The sequence below is a fragment of the Bacillus sp. V2I10 genome (assembly GCF_030817055.1).
Lineage (GTDB): Bacteria > Bacillota > Bacilli > Bacillales > Bacillaceae > Bacillus_P.
Window position 1 is genome coordinate 1,222,987 of record NZ_JAUSYV010000001.1, and the last position, 20,758, is coordinate 1,243,744.

A 20,758-nucleotide genomic window follows, 5' to 3' on the forward strand; every position below is an offset into this window, starting at 1 on the left:
GCAAAATTTTCTAACTGAATGTTCACATTTAAAAAAGATTCATTTTAAAATGGTTAAATATGATTGACTGTAACCGACTGGTCATTTATATTATTAATTATTATGACCAGTCAGTCAATAAGAAAAGCGTAACGCCCGTTTAGCTCAGGCATGACAGATAAGAATCCGGCGAAAAGTACGGGTTTGACTTTTTTGACGGATTTGTTCTGGCCGAGGAGTTGGGCGCTGAAGCTAGGCATCGAAGCTCCACACTTTATACTTTCATAAAACTTTAAAAATAAATTGCCGGAGGACAACATGAATCAAATCATTAATTTTGTTTTGAAGAACAAATTTGCAGTGTGGCTTCTTACTATTATTGTGACAGTTGCAGGTCTTTACTCAGGTTTGAATATGAAGCTTGAGACAATTCCGAACATCACAACACCAATCGTAACAGTCACAACTGTTTATCCTGGCGCTACACCGGAAGAAGTAGCAGAAAAAGTAACAGAGCCTATAGAACAGGCAGTTCAAAATTTAAATGGAGTGAACGTTGTCAGCTCTACATCATTCCAAAATGCCTCATCCATTCAGATTGAATATGAATTTGAAAAAGATATGGACAAAGCAGAAGAAGAAGTGAAAAGCACTGTATCAGATCTCTCTTTTCCAGATGGAGTGAATGAATCAGATGTTTCAAGGCTCAGCATCAATGCCTTTCCGATTCTAGCTTTAAGTATATCAGATGATGAAGAATCTTTGAGAGATCTGACTGCGCTTGCCGAGGATGAAATGGTTCCGGCAATAAAAGGACTTGAAGGTGTTTCTTCTGTTCAGGTGTCAGGTCAGCAAGTAGAAGAAGTCCAGTTTTCATTTAAAGAAGAGAAGCTTAAAGAATACGGTTTAGATGAAGAAACCGTTCAAAATATCATTAAAGGATCCGATGTTAATTTTCCGCTTGGATTGTATACTTTCGGGGATAAAGAACAATCTGTCATTGTAGATGGAAACATCCTGACAATGGAAGATTTAAAGAATATGGAGATCCCGATTACTCCGGGTGGAGGAGATACTTCTGGACAAGGTCAAAGCAGCATACCGGGACAGACTGCTTCAGGATCAGAGCAGAATCCAGGGCAGGCGCAAGGCACAGCTCAAGCACCAGCAGCTGGCCAGATACCTCCTGCAGCACAGAATATAGAACTCCCGACGGTAAAGCTGTCAGAGCTTGCAGATATTAAAACTGTCGGTGAAGCAGAATCCATTTCCAGAACAAACGGAGAAGAAGCAATCGGTCTTCAAATCGTGAAATCCGCAGATGCAAATACCGTTGATGTAGCAAATGCTGTAAAAGATGAGCTTGACGGTTTTGAAAAAAAGTATGATAACCTTGAGATCCAGTCCACGCTCGATCAGGCTGAACCTATTGAAGAATCCGTCAGCACGATGCTGAGCAAAGCATTATTTGGAGCTGTTTTCGCAATTATCATTATTCTCTTATTCTTAAGAGATATCAAATCAACCTTGATTTCAGTTGTTTCCATTCCGTTATCTTTATTAATTGCTGTTCTTTTATTAAAGCAAATGGATATTACCCTTAATATTATGACACTTGGAGCCATGACGGTTGCAATCGGACGTGTAGTTGATGATTCAATCGTTGTCATAGAAAATATCTACCGCAGAATGTCACTGCAGGGCGAGAAATTAAAAGGAATGAGCTTAGTACGAGAAGCTACAAAGGAAATGTTTATTCCAATTATGTCTTCAACAATTGTAACAATCGCCGTATTCCTGCCGCTGGCACTTGTAAATGGAGTGATAGGAGAATTATTCCTTCCATTTGCATTAACCATCGTTTTTGCATTGCTTGCTTCATTGGTCGTTGCCGTTACGATTGTGCCGATGCTTGCACACAGCCTCTTCAAAAAAGGACTATACGGCGAAACGGCTAAAAAGCATGAGGAACACAAGCCAGGAAAAATGACTGGTGTTTACAGAAGCATTTTGAACTGGTCTTTAAATCATAAATGGATAACATCAGGCCTTGCCGTCTTAATGCTTGTCGGCAGCTTATTCCTAGTTCCGGCTATCGGCGTCAGCTTCTTGCCGTCAGAAGAACAAAAGCTTGTCTATGCAACATATAAGCCTGCACCTGGTGAAACAAAAGAACAAGTAGAAGAAGTCGTAACAAAAGCAGAAAACCTGTTAATGGACCGCAAAGATGTTTCTTTAGTTCAGTTCTCATTAGGAAGCGAAAACCCAATGAGCCCTGGAGATTCAAACAGTGCCGTATTCTTTATTGAATATGAAGATGATACAGAGAATTTTGATAAGGAAAAAGAGAAAGTAATTGAAGATCTTCAAGCTGAGACTGCAGAGGGCGAATGGGCTTCACAGGACTTCACTCAGAGCGCCGGCAGCAACCAAGTTCAATTCTTTGTATATGGAAATGAATTAGAAGACATTGAGCCGTCTGTCGGGGAAATTGAAAAAATTCTAATCGACAATGGGAGCTTTAAAAATGTAAGTTCAAGCCTTGCCGAGTCATACGATGAATATACCCTTATTGCCAATCAGGAAGAACTCAGCAAGCTTGGCCTGACAGCCGGTCAAATCGGCATGGAGCTTAGCCCGCTAAGAGAGCGTCCAGTTCTGACTCAAGTTGAAAAAGACGGAGAAGAACTAAACGTTTATCTTCAAACAGAGAAAGAAACGTTTGAAAATGTAGATGATTTAACCGGAAAAACGATCATTTCGCCGCTTGGCAAAGAAGTGAAAATCGGCGATGTCGTAACAGTTGAAGAAGGAAAAACATCAGATACTGTAACACGGCGTGATGGCCGCATTTACGTACAAGTTTCCGGAGAACTGACAACGGATGATGTGGCAAAAGCATCTTCGGAAGTACAAAAGAAAGTGGATGATCTTGACTTGCCGACGGGTGTTGACATAGACACAGGCGGAGTAACAGAAGATATTCAGGAATCCTTTACACAGCTTGGCCTTGCCATGCTCGTTGCGATAGCCATTGTGTACCTGGTCCTTGTAATTACATTTGGCGGAGGACTTGCGCCTTTTGCGATTCTGTTCTCTCTTCCATTTACCGTGATCGGTGCATTGGTTGGATTATTGATTGCAGGAGAAACCATCAGTATTAACGCAATGATTGGGGCATTGATGCTGATCGGTATCGTTGTCACAAACGCAATTGTCCTGATTGACCGCGTTATTCACAAAGAACGTGAAGGTCTGTCTACAAGAGAAGCATTGCTTGAAGCAGGAACAACACGTCTGCGTCCAATTCTGATGACAGCGATCGCCACAATTGGAGCGCTCATTCCGCTTGCAATTGGTATCGAAGGCGGCAGCGGCATCATTTCAAAAGGTCTCGGAGTAACAGTAATCGGCGGTTTAACAAGCTCAACGCTGTTGACACTTCTGATTGTGCCAATTGTTTATGAGATGATGAGTAAATTCAGCCGAAAAAAAACGAGAACAGTTGAGGAAGAATAATACATGATTAAAAAAGCACCCGGCCGGGTGCTTTTTTATTTAAAACAGAAAGCATATTAAGTCTTTTGGCTGTAAAAATGTAATGCAGGCTAAATAAAGGCGGATTTGGGCGGATGAATTTTTCATTTGGCTGAAAAATAGCGAAAAAGGCTTTATAAATTCTAAATTCGGCTGAAAGATTTAATAATCGGCTGGATCAGTTCAAGCCAAATTGCCCGGATGTCAATCCCATACTGAATAATATCAGGGCTCTTAGAATAAACTCAAAAATCATGACCTATTTAAAAGCCCGACAAAATACACATATATTCCGTACTTGCCGAATGGTATAATGATTGAAATAAAAATAGAGCAAACTATAGAAAAAGAAGAGGGTGAGGGATCTTGGAGGATATTATTGTACATCAGCATACAATCATAAAATTGTTTTTATCCCTCTTAGTTGGAATCATTATCGGACTTGAGCGGGAAATTAAGAAAAAGCCGCTGGGACTGAAAACAACAATTATTATTGCGGTAAGCTCGTGTCTCTTGACCGTGATATCAATTGAAGCAGCTTATACGTTTTCTAACGATTATAATCGTCCGATGGATCCGCTCCGTCTTGCAGCGCAAATCGTATCAGGCGTCGGATTTTTGGGCGCGGGAGCGATTCTCCGCAGAAGCAATGATGTCATCAGCGGTCTTACAACTGCTGCGATGATCTGGGGAGCTGCTGGCCTAGGGATTGCCATTGGAGCCGGATTTTATCAAGAAGCACTTATTGCACTTATTTTCATGATTGGATCAATTGAGATCATTGCTCCGTTAGTAAAGAAGCTTGGTCCTAAAACGCTGAGACTGAAAGAATTGAAGGTAAAGCTGACCGTTCCTGTAAATGTAAATATATCTGATATCTTACACTCGCTTCGCAAAAAAGATATGAAAATCAAGTATGTGAAGATTAAAGATAGTATTGACCGTGATTTGAGAACAGTAGACTTAATTCTGCTGATTAAAAATGACCGTTATACATCAGATGTTTATGAGGATATAAAAGAAGCAAAAGGTATTGAGTCCGTTGAAGTAGAGATGATTTGAGCAGGCGTCAAATAAGACGTATGAAGATGACATATGGTATTGTAATAGCAAACAAGGTATTTAGGAGGAAACAAATTGATACGCTTTGGAATTATCGGAACAAACTGGATCACTGACCGCTTATTAAAAGCTGCGATGCAAATCGAGGACTTTTCGCTGAAGGCTGTCTATTCAAGAAATGGCGATAAGGCTGAAGAATTCGCTGCCAAATATGGTGTGAAGACCACCTTTACAGATTTAGAGAGTATGGCAAAAAGCGATGAAATTGATGCCGTATACATAGCAAGCCCAAACTCATTGCACGCTGAGCAGGCCATTTTATTCATGAATCACAAAAAGCATGTGCTGTGCGAAAAGCCTCTTGCATCAAACGTTAAAGAGATTACTGAAATGATACAGGCTGCAAAAGAAAATCGCGTACTGCTTATGGAAGCGATGAAATCAACATTCTTGCCTAACTTTAAAAGCATTCAGGAAAACCTGCACAAAATTGGCACAGTGAGAAGATATACAGCAAGCTATTGCCAATACTCATCCCGTTATGACGCCTATCGCTCAGGAACCGTGCTGAATGCATTTGATCCGACCTTCTCAAACGGATCACTGATGGACATTGGAATCTATGCGCTGTATCCATCGATTGTTCTTTTCGGAAAACCGGAAACCATTAAAGCGAGCGGGCTGCTACTTAGCTCTGGTGTTGACGGCGAAGGAAGCATTCTTCTTCAATATAAAGACAAAGATGCTGTGATGATGTATTCCAAGATATCAGACTCAGCACTTCCATCGGAAATTCAGGGTGAAGAAGGTACAATTATTATTGACCGCATCAGTACAATTGAAAAAGTGGAAATTCGCTATCGGGACGGCAGATTAGAGGATATTTCAAAACCTCAAAAAGAAGACACCATGTATTATGAAATGAAGGAATTCATCGACTTAATCCAAAATGACCTGTATGAATCAACAATTAATACTTATGAGAATTCAATCAAGGTAATGGAAGTGATGGATGAAGCAAGAAAACAAATTGGTGTTGTTTATCCCGCTGATCAAAATTAAACCAATCCTATCAGGATTGGTTTTTCTATGCGCTGAATTTTGGGGATATTCAGAGCAGTTGGCTATAATAAAAGTAAACACCCCTTTTACTAAGGAGGAACATGAATGAAAGAAACAAAGCGGTATAACATTCCGGTAGAAGCAGCTCTCGAAGTAATAGGCGGAAAGTGGAAATGTGTGATCCTATGTCACTTGATGCGGGGAAAAAAACGGACGGGTGAACTGAAAAGGCTGATGCCCAGCATCACACAAAAAATGCTGACTCAGCAGCTGCGTGAGCTCGAGGAAGATGGAATCATCAATCGCATGACCTATAATCAAGTTCCTCCAAAAGTGGAATATGAACTAAGCGAGTATGGCTGGAGTGTCACAGGAATACTCGAGTCTTTATCTGCCTGGGGTCTTCATCATATTGAAAAAGTATACGGAGATAAATCAGCTGTACTTGAGGATAACATTTTGAATATCTAAAGGTAAAAATTATAGAGATACTAATCTTAAATTGGAAATAAGGATTGAAGGAATACTTAATTTCTAAAACATTTACTCTTTCTAAATTAATTCTCGAGATAAGTTAGTTCTATCTTGTACTCGAATGTCATGATATTTATACAGGGCATATGGGTTCGAACACCTGAGAACTCTTTAAGTGGGATGGATATAAATAAAGTTAGGACTTTAGTGAAAAAAATTAAAACTTAGATGATCTGAGGTTACTATACATCTTCCTTTGTAATTTGTACTTGGAATAGGGATCTTAAATAATTGAGAAAAGCTGAAGATGATAATCTTCAGCTTTTTATTATGCAGTCACTGCTCAAATGAAGTTGTTCTTAAAAAGCCTTTTTTGGATACCTTCAAGGCTTTGATCTTTAATTAAGTAAAAGTATTCGCTGATTAGAAACGGTTTGTTTATTTTTTGCTGTAAGGATGCAGAATAGTACAGATAAAGTACATGTATTAAACTAACCTCAATAAATGTTGCGAGCATGCCCGTTGTAACTCCTGATAGTACAGAAGACACAGCAGCAAATCCTCTTATGGTTAGTCCGAAAAAAAAGATTGGAAGGATAAGAAAATCTTTAAAGATAATCCAATAAACCCAACCAATCCAAATTTGCCATATTCTTTATTGTAAATTCCTTTTTTATGTTGATTTAATTTGGATTTTCTAAATGGTGCTTGTCACCTGACATATTTTGGAATGTAAAGTGTTTGATATCCAAAAAAGAAGTGCTGTTTACATGGACGCCGCCTAACAGAGTGGCTTTTTCTCGTAAGGATGAACTTTGGAGAATTGTATCGCTATTCATTTTATTGGTGATTTTGTCCTTTATAGAATCGATCAATCCATCAATGTTACTTGTAAAACGACTGTTGAGAATAAAGACATCGGGATCGAAGGCTGTAAAGATGTTATTCACACTAATGCTAATATAATCGATAAAAGTATTTACGATGTCTAATGCTTCTTGTTCATTATTTTTATAGTTGTAAATAAGCTGTTCAAATGTTAATTGTTTTTGCCCTTTCTTTTTACGGTACACCTCTAGCAGTCGTTTCTCAGAAGCGTACTGTTCAATACAGCCTTTGTTTCCACAAGGGCATTTTCTTCCGTTCGGTATCACAATCATATGCCCAATTTCTCCGCCATATCCCTTTGAGCCTCTAAACAATTCATCATTAATGATAATTCCGGCACCTACCCCAGTATGAACACTGATGCTAACGAAATTTGATGCATTGGTCGAAAATATTTTCTCCCCTAAAGCAGACAAATTTGCTTCATTTTCCAATCTTACTGGAATTGCGAAAACCCTTTCGAGATTTTCTACTAAATTTAAGCCTTCAAAGTTATAGTATGGAGCAAATGTGATTTGATTATCATTAACAATCCCATGAATACCTATACAAATACCGATAACACCATAGGTTGTGTGCGGCGCCTGCTCTAGATAATAAGTAATGAGCTCTTTTAGTTCTTTCATTACAGTTCGCTTATTGATGGTGATATCATCAATGTTTTTTTGCAAGATGATTGTTCCGTCCAAATAAGTAAGGATAGAAGAGATATAATTATCACCTAAATCGATGCTAAGGGATAATGCCGCTTTCTCATTAAACGTTACCATTATCGGTTTTCTTCCCCCACTGCTCTCACCAATTCCAATTTCTTTTACAAGTTCTTTTTCTAAAAGATTGGTAACAATAGATGATACAGTTGCTTTATTCAATCCGCAGAGCTTGGAAATATCTGCTCGTGAAATTGTACCTTGTTGAATGATTATTTCAAGAACGAGATTCTCATTCATTTCACGAATGTAATATCTATCTGCCACTTTCATAATACTCCTCCAAAATTAAACGATTTTTCTAAAAACAGCTAAAATACAGCTTGAATTCTCCTTAAAAATAATGTTTATATAATAAGTTTAATATCCAAACTAACTTTTGGCAAGGAATTAACAATAAATTGATTTAAATTTTATGATAAACCTTTATTTAATCGTATTTTTCATTTTTCATCTCTTATGAGGATTGTTTTTATATAAGTAATATAGCTATTAATATATCATAATACCTCTTATTTCATAGCGAAAAGTCTTATATTTTATTGTAAGTAAACGCTTGCAAGTGCAAAAATCGTGTGATAGAATCTTCTCATAAAGTTAGTTTAACCAACGAACGAAGATAAGGTTGTATATATTACTTGATTTCTACTCTAAAGCTATAACAAAAAGGGGGATAAGACATGAAGTTCACTAATGGCAACTGGTTAAATAAGGAAGGTTATATACTGCAATATCCAATGGAAATATATGATGTTCGAAAAACGGAGAAGGATCTAACGGTTTATGCCCCTTTCGATCATATCGTTCACAGAGGAAAAACGTTAGATGGCGGTATGATGACCATTCAACTGTCTTCTCCAATAGAAGATGTGATTTGTGTGAAAATGTTTCATCACCTCGGAAGTAACAATAAGGGGCCGCATTTTGAACTATATGAAAAAGATGTATCGATAGTAATAGAAGAAACTGAAGATGATATAGTCTTCTCTAGTGGCAGCCTCCACGCGAAGTTCAACAAAAAAGATGCATGGAATGTAGGGTTTTATAACAATGAAAAGCAATTAACTTCTAGTGAAAGTAAAGCGATGAGTTATATTTTAACCGATCAAAAAAAAGCCCACATACGCGAACAGCTGTCCATGGATGTTGGTGAATTGATTTACGGTTTAGGGGAAAGATTCACTGCGTATGTGAAAAATGGTCAAACCGTTGATATTTGGAATGAAGATGGAGGAACAGGCAGCGATCAGGCCTATAAGAATATTCCATTTTACATTAGCAATAAGGGGTATGGTGTCTTTGTTAACCATCCGGAAAAAGTATCCTTTGAGGTTGGTTCAGAAAAAGTATCCAAATTGCAGTTCAGTGTTGAAGGAGAATATCTGGAATACTACATTATTAATGGTCCAACCATGAAAGATGTTTTGGGGAAATACACTACTTTGACTGGAAAACCGAGTCTGCCACCTGCCTGGACATTTGGATTATGGTTAAGTACATCTTTTACAACAAATTACAATGAAGAAACAGTAAATAGTTTCGTAGATGGAATGATTGAAAGAGATATTCCTTTAGACGTATTCCATTTCGATTGTTTCTGGATGAAAGAATTTGAATGGTGCAACTTTGAGTGGGATAATCGTGTTTTCCCTAATCCGAAAACTATGTTAAAGAGTTTAAAAGATAAAGGATTAAAAATTTGTTTGTGGATTAATCCGTATATTGGACAAAAGTCCCCGTTGTTTGCGGAGGGGATGAAAAATGGCTATTTGTTGAAACGACCTGATGGAAGCGTTTGGCAATGGGATAAATGGCAAGCGGGTCAAGGTATTGTTGATTTTACAAATCCGGATGCTTGTAAATGGTTTGAAGAAAAGTTAGAAGCGCTCATCGATATGGGGGTAGACTCCTTTAAAACAGACTTTGGTGAACGGATTCCAACCGACGTTGTCTACTTTGATGGATCAGATCCTAAGAAAATGCATAACTATTATACTTATCTATACAACGAAGTGGTATTTAAATTATTAGAGCGTAAGTTTGGAAAAGATCAGGCAGCTGTTTTTGCTCGTTCGGCTACAGTTGGCAGCCAGAAGTTTCCTGTTCATTGGGGTGGGGATTGCTGGTCAACCTATCCATCTATGGCTGAATCCTTACGTGGCGGATTATCATTCAGTTTATCTGGTTTTAGCTATTGGAGCCATGATATATCTGGATTTGAACATGGCACGACACCAGACTTATACAAGCGTTGGACGCAATTTGGTTTATTGTCCTCCCACAGCCGCTATCACGGAAATACAGAATACAAAGTGCCTTGGATTTACGATGAAGAAGCAGTTGATGTGACAAGAGCCTTTACAAAATTAAAAAACAGCCTAATGCCATATTTATATCGGAATGCGTGTGAATCAGCTCAAACCGGTGTCCCTATGATGAGGCCAATGGTACTTGAATTTTCGGATGATGAAACATGTCATTATTTAGATAGACAATATATGTTTGGTGATTCGCTTTTGGTAGCGCCAATTTTCAATGAAAAGGGACTTGTTAAATACTACCTTCCAAAAGGAAAATGGACAAACTTCTTGACCAATGAAGCAGTACAAGGTGAGAAGTGGCATACAGAGGAACACGGATACATGACCTTGCCGTTCATGGTAAGGGAAAACTCAATCATACCTGTTGGAGCTATCGATAGCAAAGCAGAGTATGACTATGTAGAAGGTGTGACTTTCCATGTGTTTGAATTAGCAGATGGAAAAGAAACTGCTGCAGATATTTATAACATTCAAGGTGAAAAAGCAGGCAGTATAACTGCAATCAAAGAAGACAGCATGATTTCGTTCAGAGCAAAAAATCTGCCTAATTATTATAGTATTCTATTGCGAAATGTTGAAAAGGTCAATTCAGTAAGTAATGGCACAATGATTTATACAGAAAAAGGAACTTTAATTACAACAAAAGATGAATCAGTGCAAATTCATTTGTCTAAATAATAATAGGGATTAATAATAATATTTCCATATATTAAAGGGGCGAAAGGTAATGAAAAAAAGAACTGCATTTTTATTAAGTAGTTTACTAAGTGTTTCGTTAGTAGCAACAGCATGTTCTTCAAATGAAGCAAATGGTAGATCTGACGATAAAGTGGTAGTTGATGTTTTCAATATAAAAGTTGAAACAAAAAAACAGCTTGATGAATTAGTAGAGACATATGAAAGTCAAAATAAAAATGTTGATATCAATGTTACTACTGTTGGCGGCGGTCAAGATGCACCAGCAGCATTACAAGCAAAATTCTCATCAGGTGATGAACCATCCATTTTTATGATGGGCGGATTAAATGATGCGAAAAAGTGGCAAAAGACTTTATTGGATGTTTCAGAAACGGAAGCAGCAAAGCTTGCGATTGAAGGTACTTTAGGCGGAGCAACTATTGATGGAGTATCATATGGCTTGCCATATAATATTGAAGGTTTTGGCTGGATGGTCAACAAGGACATCTTTAAAAAGGCAGGAATCGAAGTTGAATCCATAAAATCATTTGCGGATTTCGAGAAAGCAGTTAAAACTATTGATTCAAAAAAGAAAGAATTAGGAATTGATGCGGTTTTTGCTTTCAGTGCCAAAGAAAACTGGGTTGTTTCTCAATACTCTAGTAATTTTATGTCATTAGCATACGAAAATGATTTAAGTTCAGCACTTGAAGCTAAAACACCTTCCTTTGAGTATGGAGATCGATTTAAGCAATACACTGATTTAATGAGCAAATATAATCTTCAGCCGATAGTATCTATCGATTATAGTACATCTGTTGAGGAAAAATTCGCCAATGGAAAAGCTGCAATTATTCACCAGGGGAACTGGATTGTTCCAACTTTAGATGGTATTGATGAAACATTCTCTAAAGAGAAATTAGCTTTAGTCCCAATGTTCTTAAAAGATGGTGAACCAGGCACGGTTGCAGCAGGCCCTTCATGGTTCTGGGGCATCAACAAAAATGAAGATGAGAAAGTTGTTGAAGAATCCAAAAAATTCTTAGACTGGATGTATACATCTGAAGTGGGTAAAAAATCATTAATCGAAGATTTTAAATATATCCCTGCTTATACAGGTAACGATGTAGATTCTATTAAAGATCCGGTTTCAAAAGTGATTTATCAGCATTTATCAGACGGAAATAACACAGTTTGGATTCACGGCAGCTATCCGAATGGCTGGTTCCAAAGCGGTCTTCATCCGGAATTCCAAAAATATCTAACTGGCGATAGTACGTGGGATGAGTTTACAAAATCAGCATCTAAATCATGGGAAGAATTAAGAAGCAAGGAATAAATAATGAGGCAGACTCAAAACCAAAGGTGTCAGACCCCGCAACACACTATTTGGTGCTTTTACAACACTAGATATGGATCATTTAGTGGGAGTCTGCCCCTTTTTGATTCAGTCTCGTCTTAGGAGGTTCATGACAGTGAATAATAAAAGCTTTTCCTATTGGGCCTTTCTATCGCTGTGTCTAGCAGCTCTATTTATAGTTCTTGCTATTCCGTTGATTATGGGTATCTATTATTCATTTACAAATTGGGATGGGAATTATGTCGATAAATTTGTCGGTTTGGATAATTATAAACGTCTGCTGACAGATGAAGGATTTATAAATTCATTAGTTTTCACAGGAAAGTTTGCCGTTGCCGCTGTCATTGGTATTAACGTTATTGGATTAGCGTTAGCTTTACTGGTTACCCAGAAATTTAAATTTAATACAGCGCTGCGTACGGTGTTTTTTATGCCAAATCTGATTGGCGGAATTATTTTGGGTTTCATCTGGCAGTTTATTTTTATTAAATCATTTGAATCAATTGCCGGTATTACCGGATTCTCCTTCATGTCCGGCTGGCTTTCAACGACAGAAACGGGATTCTGGGGCCTTGTCATTTTATATGTCTGGCAAATGGCTGGATATATCATGATTATCTATATTTCATTTTTAAATAATATCCCTGAGGAGCTCTTAGAGGCAGCAGAGATTGATGGAGCAAATTCCTGGCAGCGTTTTTGGAGGATTAAATTTCCAATGCTGGCACCAGCTTTTACAGTTAGCTTATTCTTGACCCTATCTGGTGCGTTTAAGGTATATGATCAGAATATGGCCTTAACAGCAGGCGGTCCATTCAATTCAACTGAAATGACGGCTATGAATATTTATAACACAGCATTTGGTATTCAAGACATGTCATATGCTCAGGCGAAAGCTGTTGTATTCTTAATTATTATCGTCATCATTTCTGTGGTGCAAATTTATATTACGAGAAAAAGGGAGGTAGAACTGTGAGAAGCAAAAAGATTATATCGGCAGGCATTAGTATAGTCGGTGTTGCAGCGGCTTTAGCATGGCTTTATCCATTTTATCTCGTACTGGTTAACTCCTTTAAGACAAAGAAAGAGATTTTTGTCAATACTTTAGGCATTCCACTTGATCCTGTTATCGATAACTATTTAGAAGCTTTTGTCGAATTGGATTTCGTAAGAAGTATTATGAATTCCGTCATTATTACCGTTGTAAGCGTATTTGTCATAGTAGTTTGTACATCAATGGCTGCCTACGCCCTATCTCGTAATAATAGTAGAGTAAGTTCATTTATTTATTTCCTTTTTGCTGTTGCAATGCTGATTCCATTTCAATCGATCATGATTCCGCTTATGACCAGTTTTGGTAGTGTAGGTATGCTGAATCGAGCAGGCCTAGTGATCATGTATTTAGGATTAGGCAGCAGTATGGCAATCTTTTTATACTATGGTGCATTAAGGTCGATTCCGAAATCGTTGGATGAAGCTGCCACAATTGATGGCTGCAATAAATTGCAAATCTATTGGTATATTATTTTGCCCATATTAAAGCCAACGACCGTAACGGTCATTGTTCTTAATTCCATCTGGTTCTGGAATGACTACTTGTTGCCGTCGCTTGTTATTAATAAGGATGGAATGTATACCATTCCGTTAAAAATGTTCTACTTCTTTGGAGAGTTTTCAAAACAATGGCACTTAGCGCTTGCTGCATTATTGATCGCTATCCTTCCTGTCATCATCCTATACATGTTCCTGCAGAAGTATATTATTAAGGGTGTTTCGGATGGCGCTGTTAAATAATCGGTAATATTAAAGGTTTTTGAGCAAGAGTTTTTTTGAAAAAGAGCAATTTAAGGATAATGGAGGAAGAGGAATATGAGTTATTTCCAAAACATAAATAAAATTGAATTTGAAGGTAAAGGGTCAAAAAATCCTTTTGCATTCAAACATTATAATCCACAGGAAGTTGTTTCAGGTAAAACAATGGAGGAGCATTTGCGCTTTGCCGTTGCCTGCTGGCATACCTTTACTGCGAATGGCTCGGATCCATTTGGTGCGGGTACAATGATTCGCCCATGGGATGGCGGAAGTGCGATGGATGTTGCTAAAAAACGTGCAGAGGCAGCATTTGAGTTATTTGAAAAATTAAATGTACCTTACTTCTGCTTCCATGATCGTGATATCGCACCTGAAGGAAATACATTGCAGGAAACGAATTCAAACTTAGACCAAATTGTTGCCATGTTCAAAGATTATATGAAAACAAATAATGTAAAGTTATTATGGAACACAGCTAATATGTTTACAAATCCGCGGTTTGTTCACGGTGCAGCAACAACTTCTAACGCAGATGTTTATGCCTATGCTGCAGCACAAGTGAAAAAAGGATTAGAAACAGCAAAAGAATTAGGTTCTGAAAACTATGTGTTCTGGGGCGGCCGCGAGGGCTACGAATCTTTATATAATACTAATCTAGAATTAGAGATGGACAACCTGGCGAAATTCTACCATATGGCCATTGACTACGCGAATGAGATTGGCTACACTGGTCAATTCTTAATCGAACCAAAACCAAAAGAGCCGACAAAGCATCAGTACGATTATGATGCGGCTACCACGATTGCATTTTTACAAAAATATGATTTACACCATGATTTTAAATTAAATCTAGAAGCAAACCATGCTACATTGGCTGGACATACATTTGAACATGAATTACGAGTAGCGAGAGTTAATGGTATGTTAGGTTCCATTGATGCTAACCAAGGCGACTTATTGCTAGGATGGGATACGGATGAATTCCCGACAGATTTATATGCTGTTACTCTAGCAATGTATGAAATTCTTGAAAATGGCGGATTACATAGCGGCGGTGTCAATTTCGATGCTAAAGTTCGTCGTTCTTCATTCGAAGCAGAAGATCTGTTCTTGGCACATATTGCAGGAATGGATACATTTGCAAGAGGCTTGAAGATTGCTGCTAGATTAAAAGAAGAAAGATTCTTCGATAATCTTATCAACAAGCGCTATGCGACCTTCAATGAAGGTATTGGCTTAGACATTGTAAATGGAAAGGCAGACTTCAAAGCTTTAGAGGCGTATGCAATGCAGAATAAAGAAATTAAAAATGCTTCTGACCGTATAGAGTATGTTAAAGCAGCATTAAATGAATATATTTTCTAAAAAATAGATTAGAAGAAGCGCCTTCTACAAATGGACAGTTTCCCTGTTTGGTTGTCAGGAGGCGCTTTTCATATTTTCTTTGGGGGTAACAGTAATGGAATACGTACTAGGAATTGATCTAGGAACAAGCTCTGTGAAAGTGGTTTTGGTAGACAAAAAAGGTACTGTTTCAGGAGAAGCAGTACGTGAGTATGAACTATTTCAAACGCAGGCAGGTTACAGTGAACAAAATCCGGAAGATTGGATAACGCAAACCCTCAGTGCCGTGGCAGAATTAACTGAAAAGGAATCAATTTCTCTCCAATCAGTAAAAGGAATAAGTTTTTCGGGACAAATGCATGGGCTAGTACTAGTAGATGCTAATTGCCGGTCATTACGTCCGGCTATTTTATGGAATGATACAAGAACAACTCCGCAATGTCAGGAAATCGTTGATGTATTGGGGGAGCGTTTGTTAGATATTACGAAAAATAAGTCATTAGAAGGGTTTACATTACCAAAATTATTGTGGGTAAAGCAGCATGAACCTGAGATTTTTAAAAAGGCATTTGCATTTGTTTTGCCAAAGGATTATGTTCGCTATCGTCTCACAGGCGCGCTTCATATGGAATACTCTGATGCTGCAGGAACATTGTTATTAGATGTAACAAACAAAGAGTGGAGCGAAGAAATATGTAATGCTTTTTCCATCTCTGCCACTCTTTGTCCAGAGCTTGTTTCCTCATATGACTGTGTAGGGACTCTTCTTCCGGACATGGCGAGTGCAATGGGGCTTGCCGAAGAAACAAAGGTGTTTGCTGGTGGAGCTGATAATGCATGCGGTGCCCTTGGTGCTGGCATTGTGAATGATGGGGCTGCACTTTGCAGTATAGGAACTTCTGGGGTCCTTCTATCATACGAAGAAAATAAAGAGCAGGATTTCCGCGGCAGCCTGCACTTTTTCAACCATGCCAAGCCGAATAGCTATTACTTGATGGGAGTAACATTGGCAGCAGGATATAGCTTAAGCTGGTTCAAGAATACCTTCGCAAAGGAAAAGAAGTTCAAAGAAATGCTTCAAGGAGTGTCTTCTGTTCCAATTGGTTCAAATGGTCTTCTGTTTACGCCTTATTTGGCAGGAGAGCGTACCCCTTACGCAGATTCCAATATTCGTGCCAGCTTTATTGGGATGGATGGTTCCCATTCCTTCGATCACTTTGCTCGTGCCGTACTCGAGGGAATTACGTTTTCCTTACGTGATTCATTGGAGTTGATGAGAACCGTTGGCAAGAAAGAAATTAATAAAATCATCTCCATTGGCGGCGGGGCAAAAAATGAACTATGGCTGCAAATGCAGGCAGATATTTTTAATGCAACTGTCGTTAAATTAACAAGCGAGCAAGGTCCTGCTCTTGGAGCTGCCATAATAGCAGCAGTAGGCTGCGGCTGGTTTGATACATTTGAAGCTTGTACTGATACTTTCATTCAGTATGAAAAAGAATTCAACCCAATCCCTGAAAACGTCATCGTATATGAAGATGTGTACAAGATATATAAAGACGTATATCAACAAACAAAAGAACTGAATCAACGGTTACATGTATTTAGGTAAAAGATGACAGGTCCCGGGCACCTGTCTAGTTGTAACCAAAAAACGAAGTTGTTTTTAAAGTAAGTTCGTTACCTTTTTTAATTCGCTAGATACTATTTTCGACCATTGAAGAGCATTTCGGTCTAGCTTTTAACAAACTCATCCTTTTTGCCTTTTATCCGGGAACAGAAGTACTGCCGATAGCGTCAGCAAAATGCGGATTTACAACGTTAAGACAAAAATTATTTCGGGGTTTAGTGACATTGTTAAAGTAGCTGAGTGGTATAAGTATTATGAAAAACTAATTAAAAATTATTAATTGATATCTTTTCATCAAAACTTATTAATGAATGTTAGATTACCAATAACAAGTGCCATGTCGATTAGAAGATTAAAAAACATAAAAAGGATTGCTGCTGCAATCCTTTTTCGACTGATGATATTCTGTATTATGTAAACTATCTTCACCAATTAGTGGCATACCTTATATTCTTATGCCGCCTATTATTTATTTTTTACTATTGTTTCATACACTAGCATAGAGGATTGATCATCGTCCGGTACAGTGTACATGATTAATCCTTGGTTTGTATTTTCAAGGAATACTGGATTGCGTGTTACAACATGTCCGTTGTGAGAAAATAGAGTAATTGGGAGTTCGTGAACCATTTCCATTGTTTTTATATCCAGTAAGGCTAGTCCGCCTAATTCATATTTAGCAGTGGAAACTCCTTGCTGTGGCAATTCAGTAATACCGCTGCATATCATGTTCTCTTTTCCTGCATTCTCGCAGTCCTGATAATCAATAAAATGGCTGGGATTATTTGATTTACGGAGCACTTTTCCTTTTTCATTGAACTCATAAAACATTCTTGAACCCCAGCTTACTGCCTTTAGAGTTCCTTGTTTTCCATCACGAAGAATTCCTCCAATGTGGTCATTCGTGCGGAACACTTCTTCTGTATTCATCGTTTCTGGATTTACTTTATAAATGATTGACTTGCTGTTTGGCCGGTACTCTGCAACTGATATCCAGATTGATTTACCATCATATGCAATTCCTCCAGGATGGTATATATTACCTTCGCCAAGCTTTAAATCCTTTAACAGCTTTCCTTCTTTAGTAAATACAAATAGATGACCGATTCCTTTACCAGGTGTACGGTCGTATCCATCTTGAGGCTGGTCGTATTTTTACCGTTTTTTCGATGATTTCTACAGAAGACATGAAGTACAAGTCTCCGATTTTCGTCATTCCTTGCGGATGATATGTGTTAAATTGCAGATCAACTTTTTCTTTCTGTTCCCAAACATTATTACGGGTAAGGTGCTGGAACTTTTCCGCAAGCTGTTCACCGTCCTTCCCGGAATTCAGCGCATCAGGGTATGCAAACGCTGTTGTTACAGTTCCAATAGTTAGAGCGGCCGCCAGTGCAAAAATTCCTTTTTTCATCATCCATCCTCCTCGATTCCAAGTGATTTATAAAAAGGTTTTATGTTATTCAGGCAGCAGTAATTGTTTTATCAACTGATGTTTACAGTTACCTCAGAGGTGTGTTTACCAAACCTTTTATAACAGACTCCTCATTCAAGGAATTTCTATTAATCATATTCTCTGCTAATTTTCTATCCATCGGACATTTCTGACAGCAATCCTTATTTATTGAATGATTAGAGCAGAAGGTATGGATCATTCTCTCTCCCGATCTTCGTTTTTCTTTCTCGTCTGCTTCATCCTTTTTCAGCTTCTCTCATTAACAGCATTCTGAATTTCAATGATTCCACTCCTTAGATGTGTATTATCCAGTACAGACATATTGTTAACACAAATAGAATATGAGCTGAATAGAATTTACTTAATTCATATAAAAAATATAAAAAGAATACCTTTTCTTAAATTTTGACAAGAAATTTTACAAAAAACTTAATGAATTTACATTTTAAAATGATTCTCAACTTAAATATTCCATCAAAAGTGACTATATAACCCCATATTTCTACACTTATTTTTTAATAATTTTGTAAAAATCAGGAAAAATATAAAGTGGATTGCGACTTTCTTATCAGGTTAACTCTAAGAATATATTCCTGAAAATAATAAAAAAGGAATCTTTACAATTACTTAAAAGCAGCTTAATTCTTTTTCTCTATCATTTAATATGCATAACTAAGAGGAAGAGGTGCGGATATATGTCCCCAGTATTGAATCGAAAAAAATTTTTAACATACCTAGGAACTGGTACTGTTGCCCTAGCAGCAGCAAGTACAGGACTTGACGGATTAGTAAAAACAGCAGAAGCAAAAACTCCTTTTCACTATCCAGAATTTAAAAGGCCAAAAAGAGGTCCATTAAAATTCCAGCCAATCGAACCAACAGCAAAGGATGATCTTGTTCTTCCAAAAGGCTATAAATATGAAGTTATTGCTGCATATGGCGACAAGATTAATCAAAAAGGAGATACATTCGGATACAATAACGACTTTACTCTCTTCTTTCCATATGAAGATGAAAAGAACCGAGGATTGTTATGGGTAAATCATGAATATATCTCAGATTTGTTTGTTTTCGGTCAAACAATTAAGGGCGGCTACAACTCGGAACAGATAAAAACAATGCTTTATAATCAAGGCGGTTCGATTATCGAAGTATTTAAAGACAGAAATGGCTGGAAAATGGATACGTCATCTGAATATGCCCGCCGCGTAACAGGGCTAACACCTTTCGCTTTAACCGGACCTGCAAAAGGATCAAAAGCTGTTAACGGAGCAGAAATCGTTCAAGGTACATTTGCGAACTGCTCTGGCGGAAAGACACTTTGGAACACGGTTTTATCCTGTGAAGAAAACTATGAATCCACTTCAAAATCGGCAAACTTAGACGAAACACATTATGGATGGGTAATCGAAGTGGATCCATTTGATCCTGCCTATCAAGTTCGCAAGCACACAGCTTTAGGCCGCTTTAATCATGAAAATACATGCATGGGTCTATCAAAAGATAACCGAGTTGTTGTGTACATGGGCGATGATAAGAGAGATGCCTGTGTCTATAAATTTATCAGTAAAAATAAATACAACCAAAAAGATGGAAAAGAGAATTCAAAACTATTAGAAGAAGGAACTCTTTATGTAGCTAATTTTGGAGAAGGAAGATGGGTAGCCCTGACGGTTGAAGCTGTTCAAAAAGCAGCTAAAGGAAACGCTGAACTGCTTAAAAAATTCCAAACACAGGCAGATGTTGTTGTAAACTGCCATGAAGCAGCCCTCCTTTTAGGCGGAACACCAACAGATCGCCCAGAAGACTTAGAAATCAGTCCGTTTGATGGTTCAATCTTTATTGCTCATACAAATAACAGTAATCATGGTAACTTTCACGGTCATATTACTCGTTTCTTTGAAAAAGATAACGATCACGGCTCAATGGAATTCCAGTTTTCAATCTTTGCAGCAGGCGGTATTCAAAGCGGGTTTAGTGCACCAGATAACCTGTTATTCGACGAAGATGGAAACCTTTGGACTGTTACAGACATTTCAAGCGGAAGTGTTAACACAAAAATATGGGAGCCATTCGGCAACAACGGTCTATTTGTAATCCCTACAGAAGGGAAAAACGAAGGAGAAGCTTTCCAATTTGCTTCCGCCCCAGTTCAAGCAGAATTAACAGGACCTTGTTTTACTCCTGATGAGAAAGCACTATTCCTTTCTATCCAGCATCCAGGTGAAGAAACAGAAGACCTTGCAAACCTTACAAGCAAGTGGCCGCATCGCAGCGGTGACAAAATGCCGCGACCGGCTGTTGTTGCTATTACAGGATTTTAATAAGAAAAGTGTATGCGCCTAATTCACCCCCGACAAACACAGTACTAGCCTTAAGAATCTTGTTTTATAAAGGAAGGCAAATCCTATGTCGGGGTAGGCGTTGGAGCTCGGCATGATTGCT

At 38.0% G+C, this 20,758-nt stretch carries 14 protein-coding genes; 11 read left to right on the forward strand and 3 right to left on the reverse strand.

What is annotated here, in order from left to right:
* The first annotated feature begins 297 nt into the window (after positions 1–297).
* The 4 genes from QFZ72_RS06245 (at position 298) to QFZ72_RS06260 (ending at position 6,111) form a co-directional block, all read left to right on the forward strand.
* Positions 298–3,498 carry an efflux RND transporter permease subunit gene (locus QFZ72_RS06245; RefSeq protein ID WP_307430843.1) on the forward strand — a complete coding sequence of 1,067 codons (3,201 nt, stop codon included), beginning with the start codon at positions 298–300 and terminating at the stop codon, positions 3,496–3,498.
* A 393-nt stretch (positions 3,499–3,891) separates the two neighbouring features.
* Positions 3,892–4,578, forward strand: coding sequence for an MgtC/SapB family protein (locus QFZ72_RS06250; RefSeq protein ID WP_373464666.1), 687 nt, complete (start codon positions 3,892–3,894; stop codon positions 4,576–4,578).
* A gap of 75 nt (positions 4,579–4,653) precedes the next feature.
* Positions 4,654–5,640, forward strand: coding sequence for a Gfo/Idh/MocA family protein (locus QFZ72_RS06255; protein ID WP_307430849.1), 987 nt, complete (start codon positions 4,654–4,656; stop codon positions 5,638–5,640).
* Positions 5,641–5,745: 105 nt separating this feature from the next.
* Positions 5,746–6,111 (forward strand): winged helix-turn-helix transcriptional regulator, encoded by a 366-nt coding sequence (locus QFZ72_RS06260; protein WP_307430852.1) that lies wholly within the window; start codon positions 5,746–5,748, stop codon positions 6,109–6,111.
* Positions 6,112–6,797: 686 nt separating this feature from the next.
* Here QFZ72_RS06260 and QFZ72_RS06265 read toward each other — a convergent pair.
* Entirely contained in the window at positions 6,798–7,985 is a 1,188-nt protein-coding gene (locus tag QFZ72_RS06265; RefSeq protein WP_307430855.1) for an ROK family transcriptional regulator, read from the reverse strand.
* A 407-nt stretch (positions 7,986–8,392) separates the two neighbouring features.
* Here QFZ72_RS06265 and yicI point away from each other — a divergent pair, with 407 nt between their 5' ends.
* The 6 genes from yicI (at position 8,393) to xylB (ending at position 16,839) form a co-directional block, all read left to right on the forward strand.
* Positions 8,393–10,711, forward strand: coding sequence for an alpha-xylosidase (gene yicI, locus QFZ72_RS06270; RefSeq protein ID WP_307430857.1), 2,319 nt, complete (start codon positions 8,393–8,395; stop codon positions 10,709–10,711).
* 49 nt (positions 10,712–10,760) lie between these two features.
* Positions 10,761–12,050 carry an ABC transporter substrate-binding protein gene (locus QFZ72_RS06275; protein ID WP_307430860.1) on the forward strand — a complete coding sequence of 430 codons (1,290 nt, stop codon included), beginning with the start codon at positions 10,761–10,763 and terminating at the stop codon, positions 12,048–12,050.
* Between the two features lie 136 nt (positions 12,051–12,186).
* On the forward strand, positions 12,187–13,047 hold the full coding sequence (locus QFZ72_RS06280; RefSeq protein ID WP_307430863.1) for a carbohydrate ABC transporter permease: 861 nt from the start codon (positions 12,187–12,189) through the stop codon (positions 13,045–13,047).
* Positions 13,044–13,865: a carbohydrate ABC transporter permease gene (locus QFZ72_RS06285; RefSeq protein WP_307430866.1), complete on the forward strand. Its 822-nt coding sequence runs from the start codon at positions 13,044–13,046 to the stop codon at positions 13,863–13,865. Before QFZ72_RS06280 ends, QFZ72_RS06285 begins: the two co-directional genes overlap by 4 nt.
* Positions 13,866–13,940: 75 nt before the next feature.
* Positions 13,941–15,248: a xylose isomerase gene (gene xylA / locus QFZ72_RS06290; protein WP_307430869.1), complete on the forward strand. Its 1,308-nt coding sequence runs from the start codon at positions 13,941–13,943 to the stop codon at positions 15,246–15,248.
* Between the two features lie 94 nt (positions 15,249–15,342).
* Positions 15,343–16,839, forward strand: a complete 1,497-nt coding sequence (gene xylB, locus QFZ72_RS06295) for a xylulokinase (protein WP_307430872.1) — start codon at positions 15,343–15,345, stop codon at positions 16,837–16,839.
* Positions 16,840–17,322: 483 nt separating this feature from the next.
* Here the strand turns inward: xylB and QFZ72_RS06300 are convergent, their stop codons facing one another.
* Together QFZ72_RS06300 and QFZ72_RS06305 are read right to left on the reverse strand one after the other, a co-directional pair.
* Positions 17,323–17,964: a DUF6454 family protein gene (locus QFZ72_RS06300; protein ID WP_307439616.1), complete on the reverse strand. Its 642-nt coding sequence runs from the start codon at positions 17,962–17,964 to the stop codon at positions 17,323–17,325.
* Positions 17,965–17,968: 4 nt separating this feature from the next.
* On the reverse strand, positions 17,969–18,271 hold the full coding sequence (locus tag QFZ72_RS06305; protein WP_307430875.1) for a DUF6454 family protein: 303 nt from the start codon (positions 18,269–18,271) through the stop codon (positions 17,969–17,971).
* A 737-nt stretch (positions 18,272–19,008) separates the two neighbouring features.
* Here QFZ72_RS06305 and QFZ72_RS06310 point away from each other — a divergent pair.
* Complete coding sequence (locus tag QFZ72_RS06310; RefSeq protein WP_307430878.1) at positions 19,009–20,637, forward strand: PhoX family protein; 1,629 nt, start codon at positions 19,009–19,011, stop codon at positions 20,635–20,637.
* Positions 20,638–20,758: the final 121 nt, after the last annotated feature.

Excerpts from the sequence above, each read along its gene's own strand:
- QFZ72_RS06275 (WP_307430860.1), top strand. The coding sequence starts at position 10,761 with ATGAAAAAAAGAACTGCATTTTTATTAAGTAGTTTACTAAGTGTTTCG.
- QFZ72_RS06245 (WP_307430843.1), top strand. The coding sequence starts at position 298 with ATGAATCAAATCATTAATTTTGTTTTGAAGAACAAATTTGCAGTGTGG.
- xylA (WP_307430869.1), top strand. The coding sequence starts at position 13,941 with ATGAGTTATTTCCAAAACATAAATAAAATTGAATTTGAAGGTAAAGGG.
- QFZ72_RS06305 (WP_307430875.1), bottom strand. The coding sequence starts at position 18,271 with ATGAAAAAAGGAATTTTTGCACTGGCGGCCGCTCTAACTATTGGAACT.
- xylB (WP_307430872.1), top strand. The coding sequence starts at position 15,343 with ATGGAATACGTACTAGGAATTGATCTAGGAACAAGCTCTGTGAAAGTG.
- QFZ72_RS06265 (WP_307430855.1), bottom strand. The coding sequence starts at position 7,985 with ATGAAAGTGGCAGATAGATATTACATTCGTGAAATGAATGAGAATCTC.
- QFZ72_RS06310 (WP_307430878.1), top strand. The coding sequence starts at position 19,009 with ATGTCCCCAGTATTGAATCGAAAAAAATTTTTAACATACCTAGGAACT.
- QFZ72_RS06260 (WP_307430852.1), top strand. The coding sequence starts at position 5,746 with ATGAAAGAAACAAAGCGGTATAACATTCCGGTAGAAGCAGCTCTCGAA.
- yicI (WP_307430857.1), top strand. The coding sequence starts at position 8,393 with ATGAAGTTCACTAATGGCAACTGGTTAAATAAGGAAGGTTATATACTG.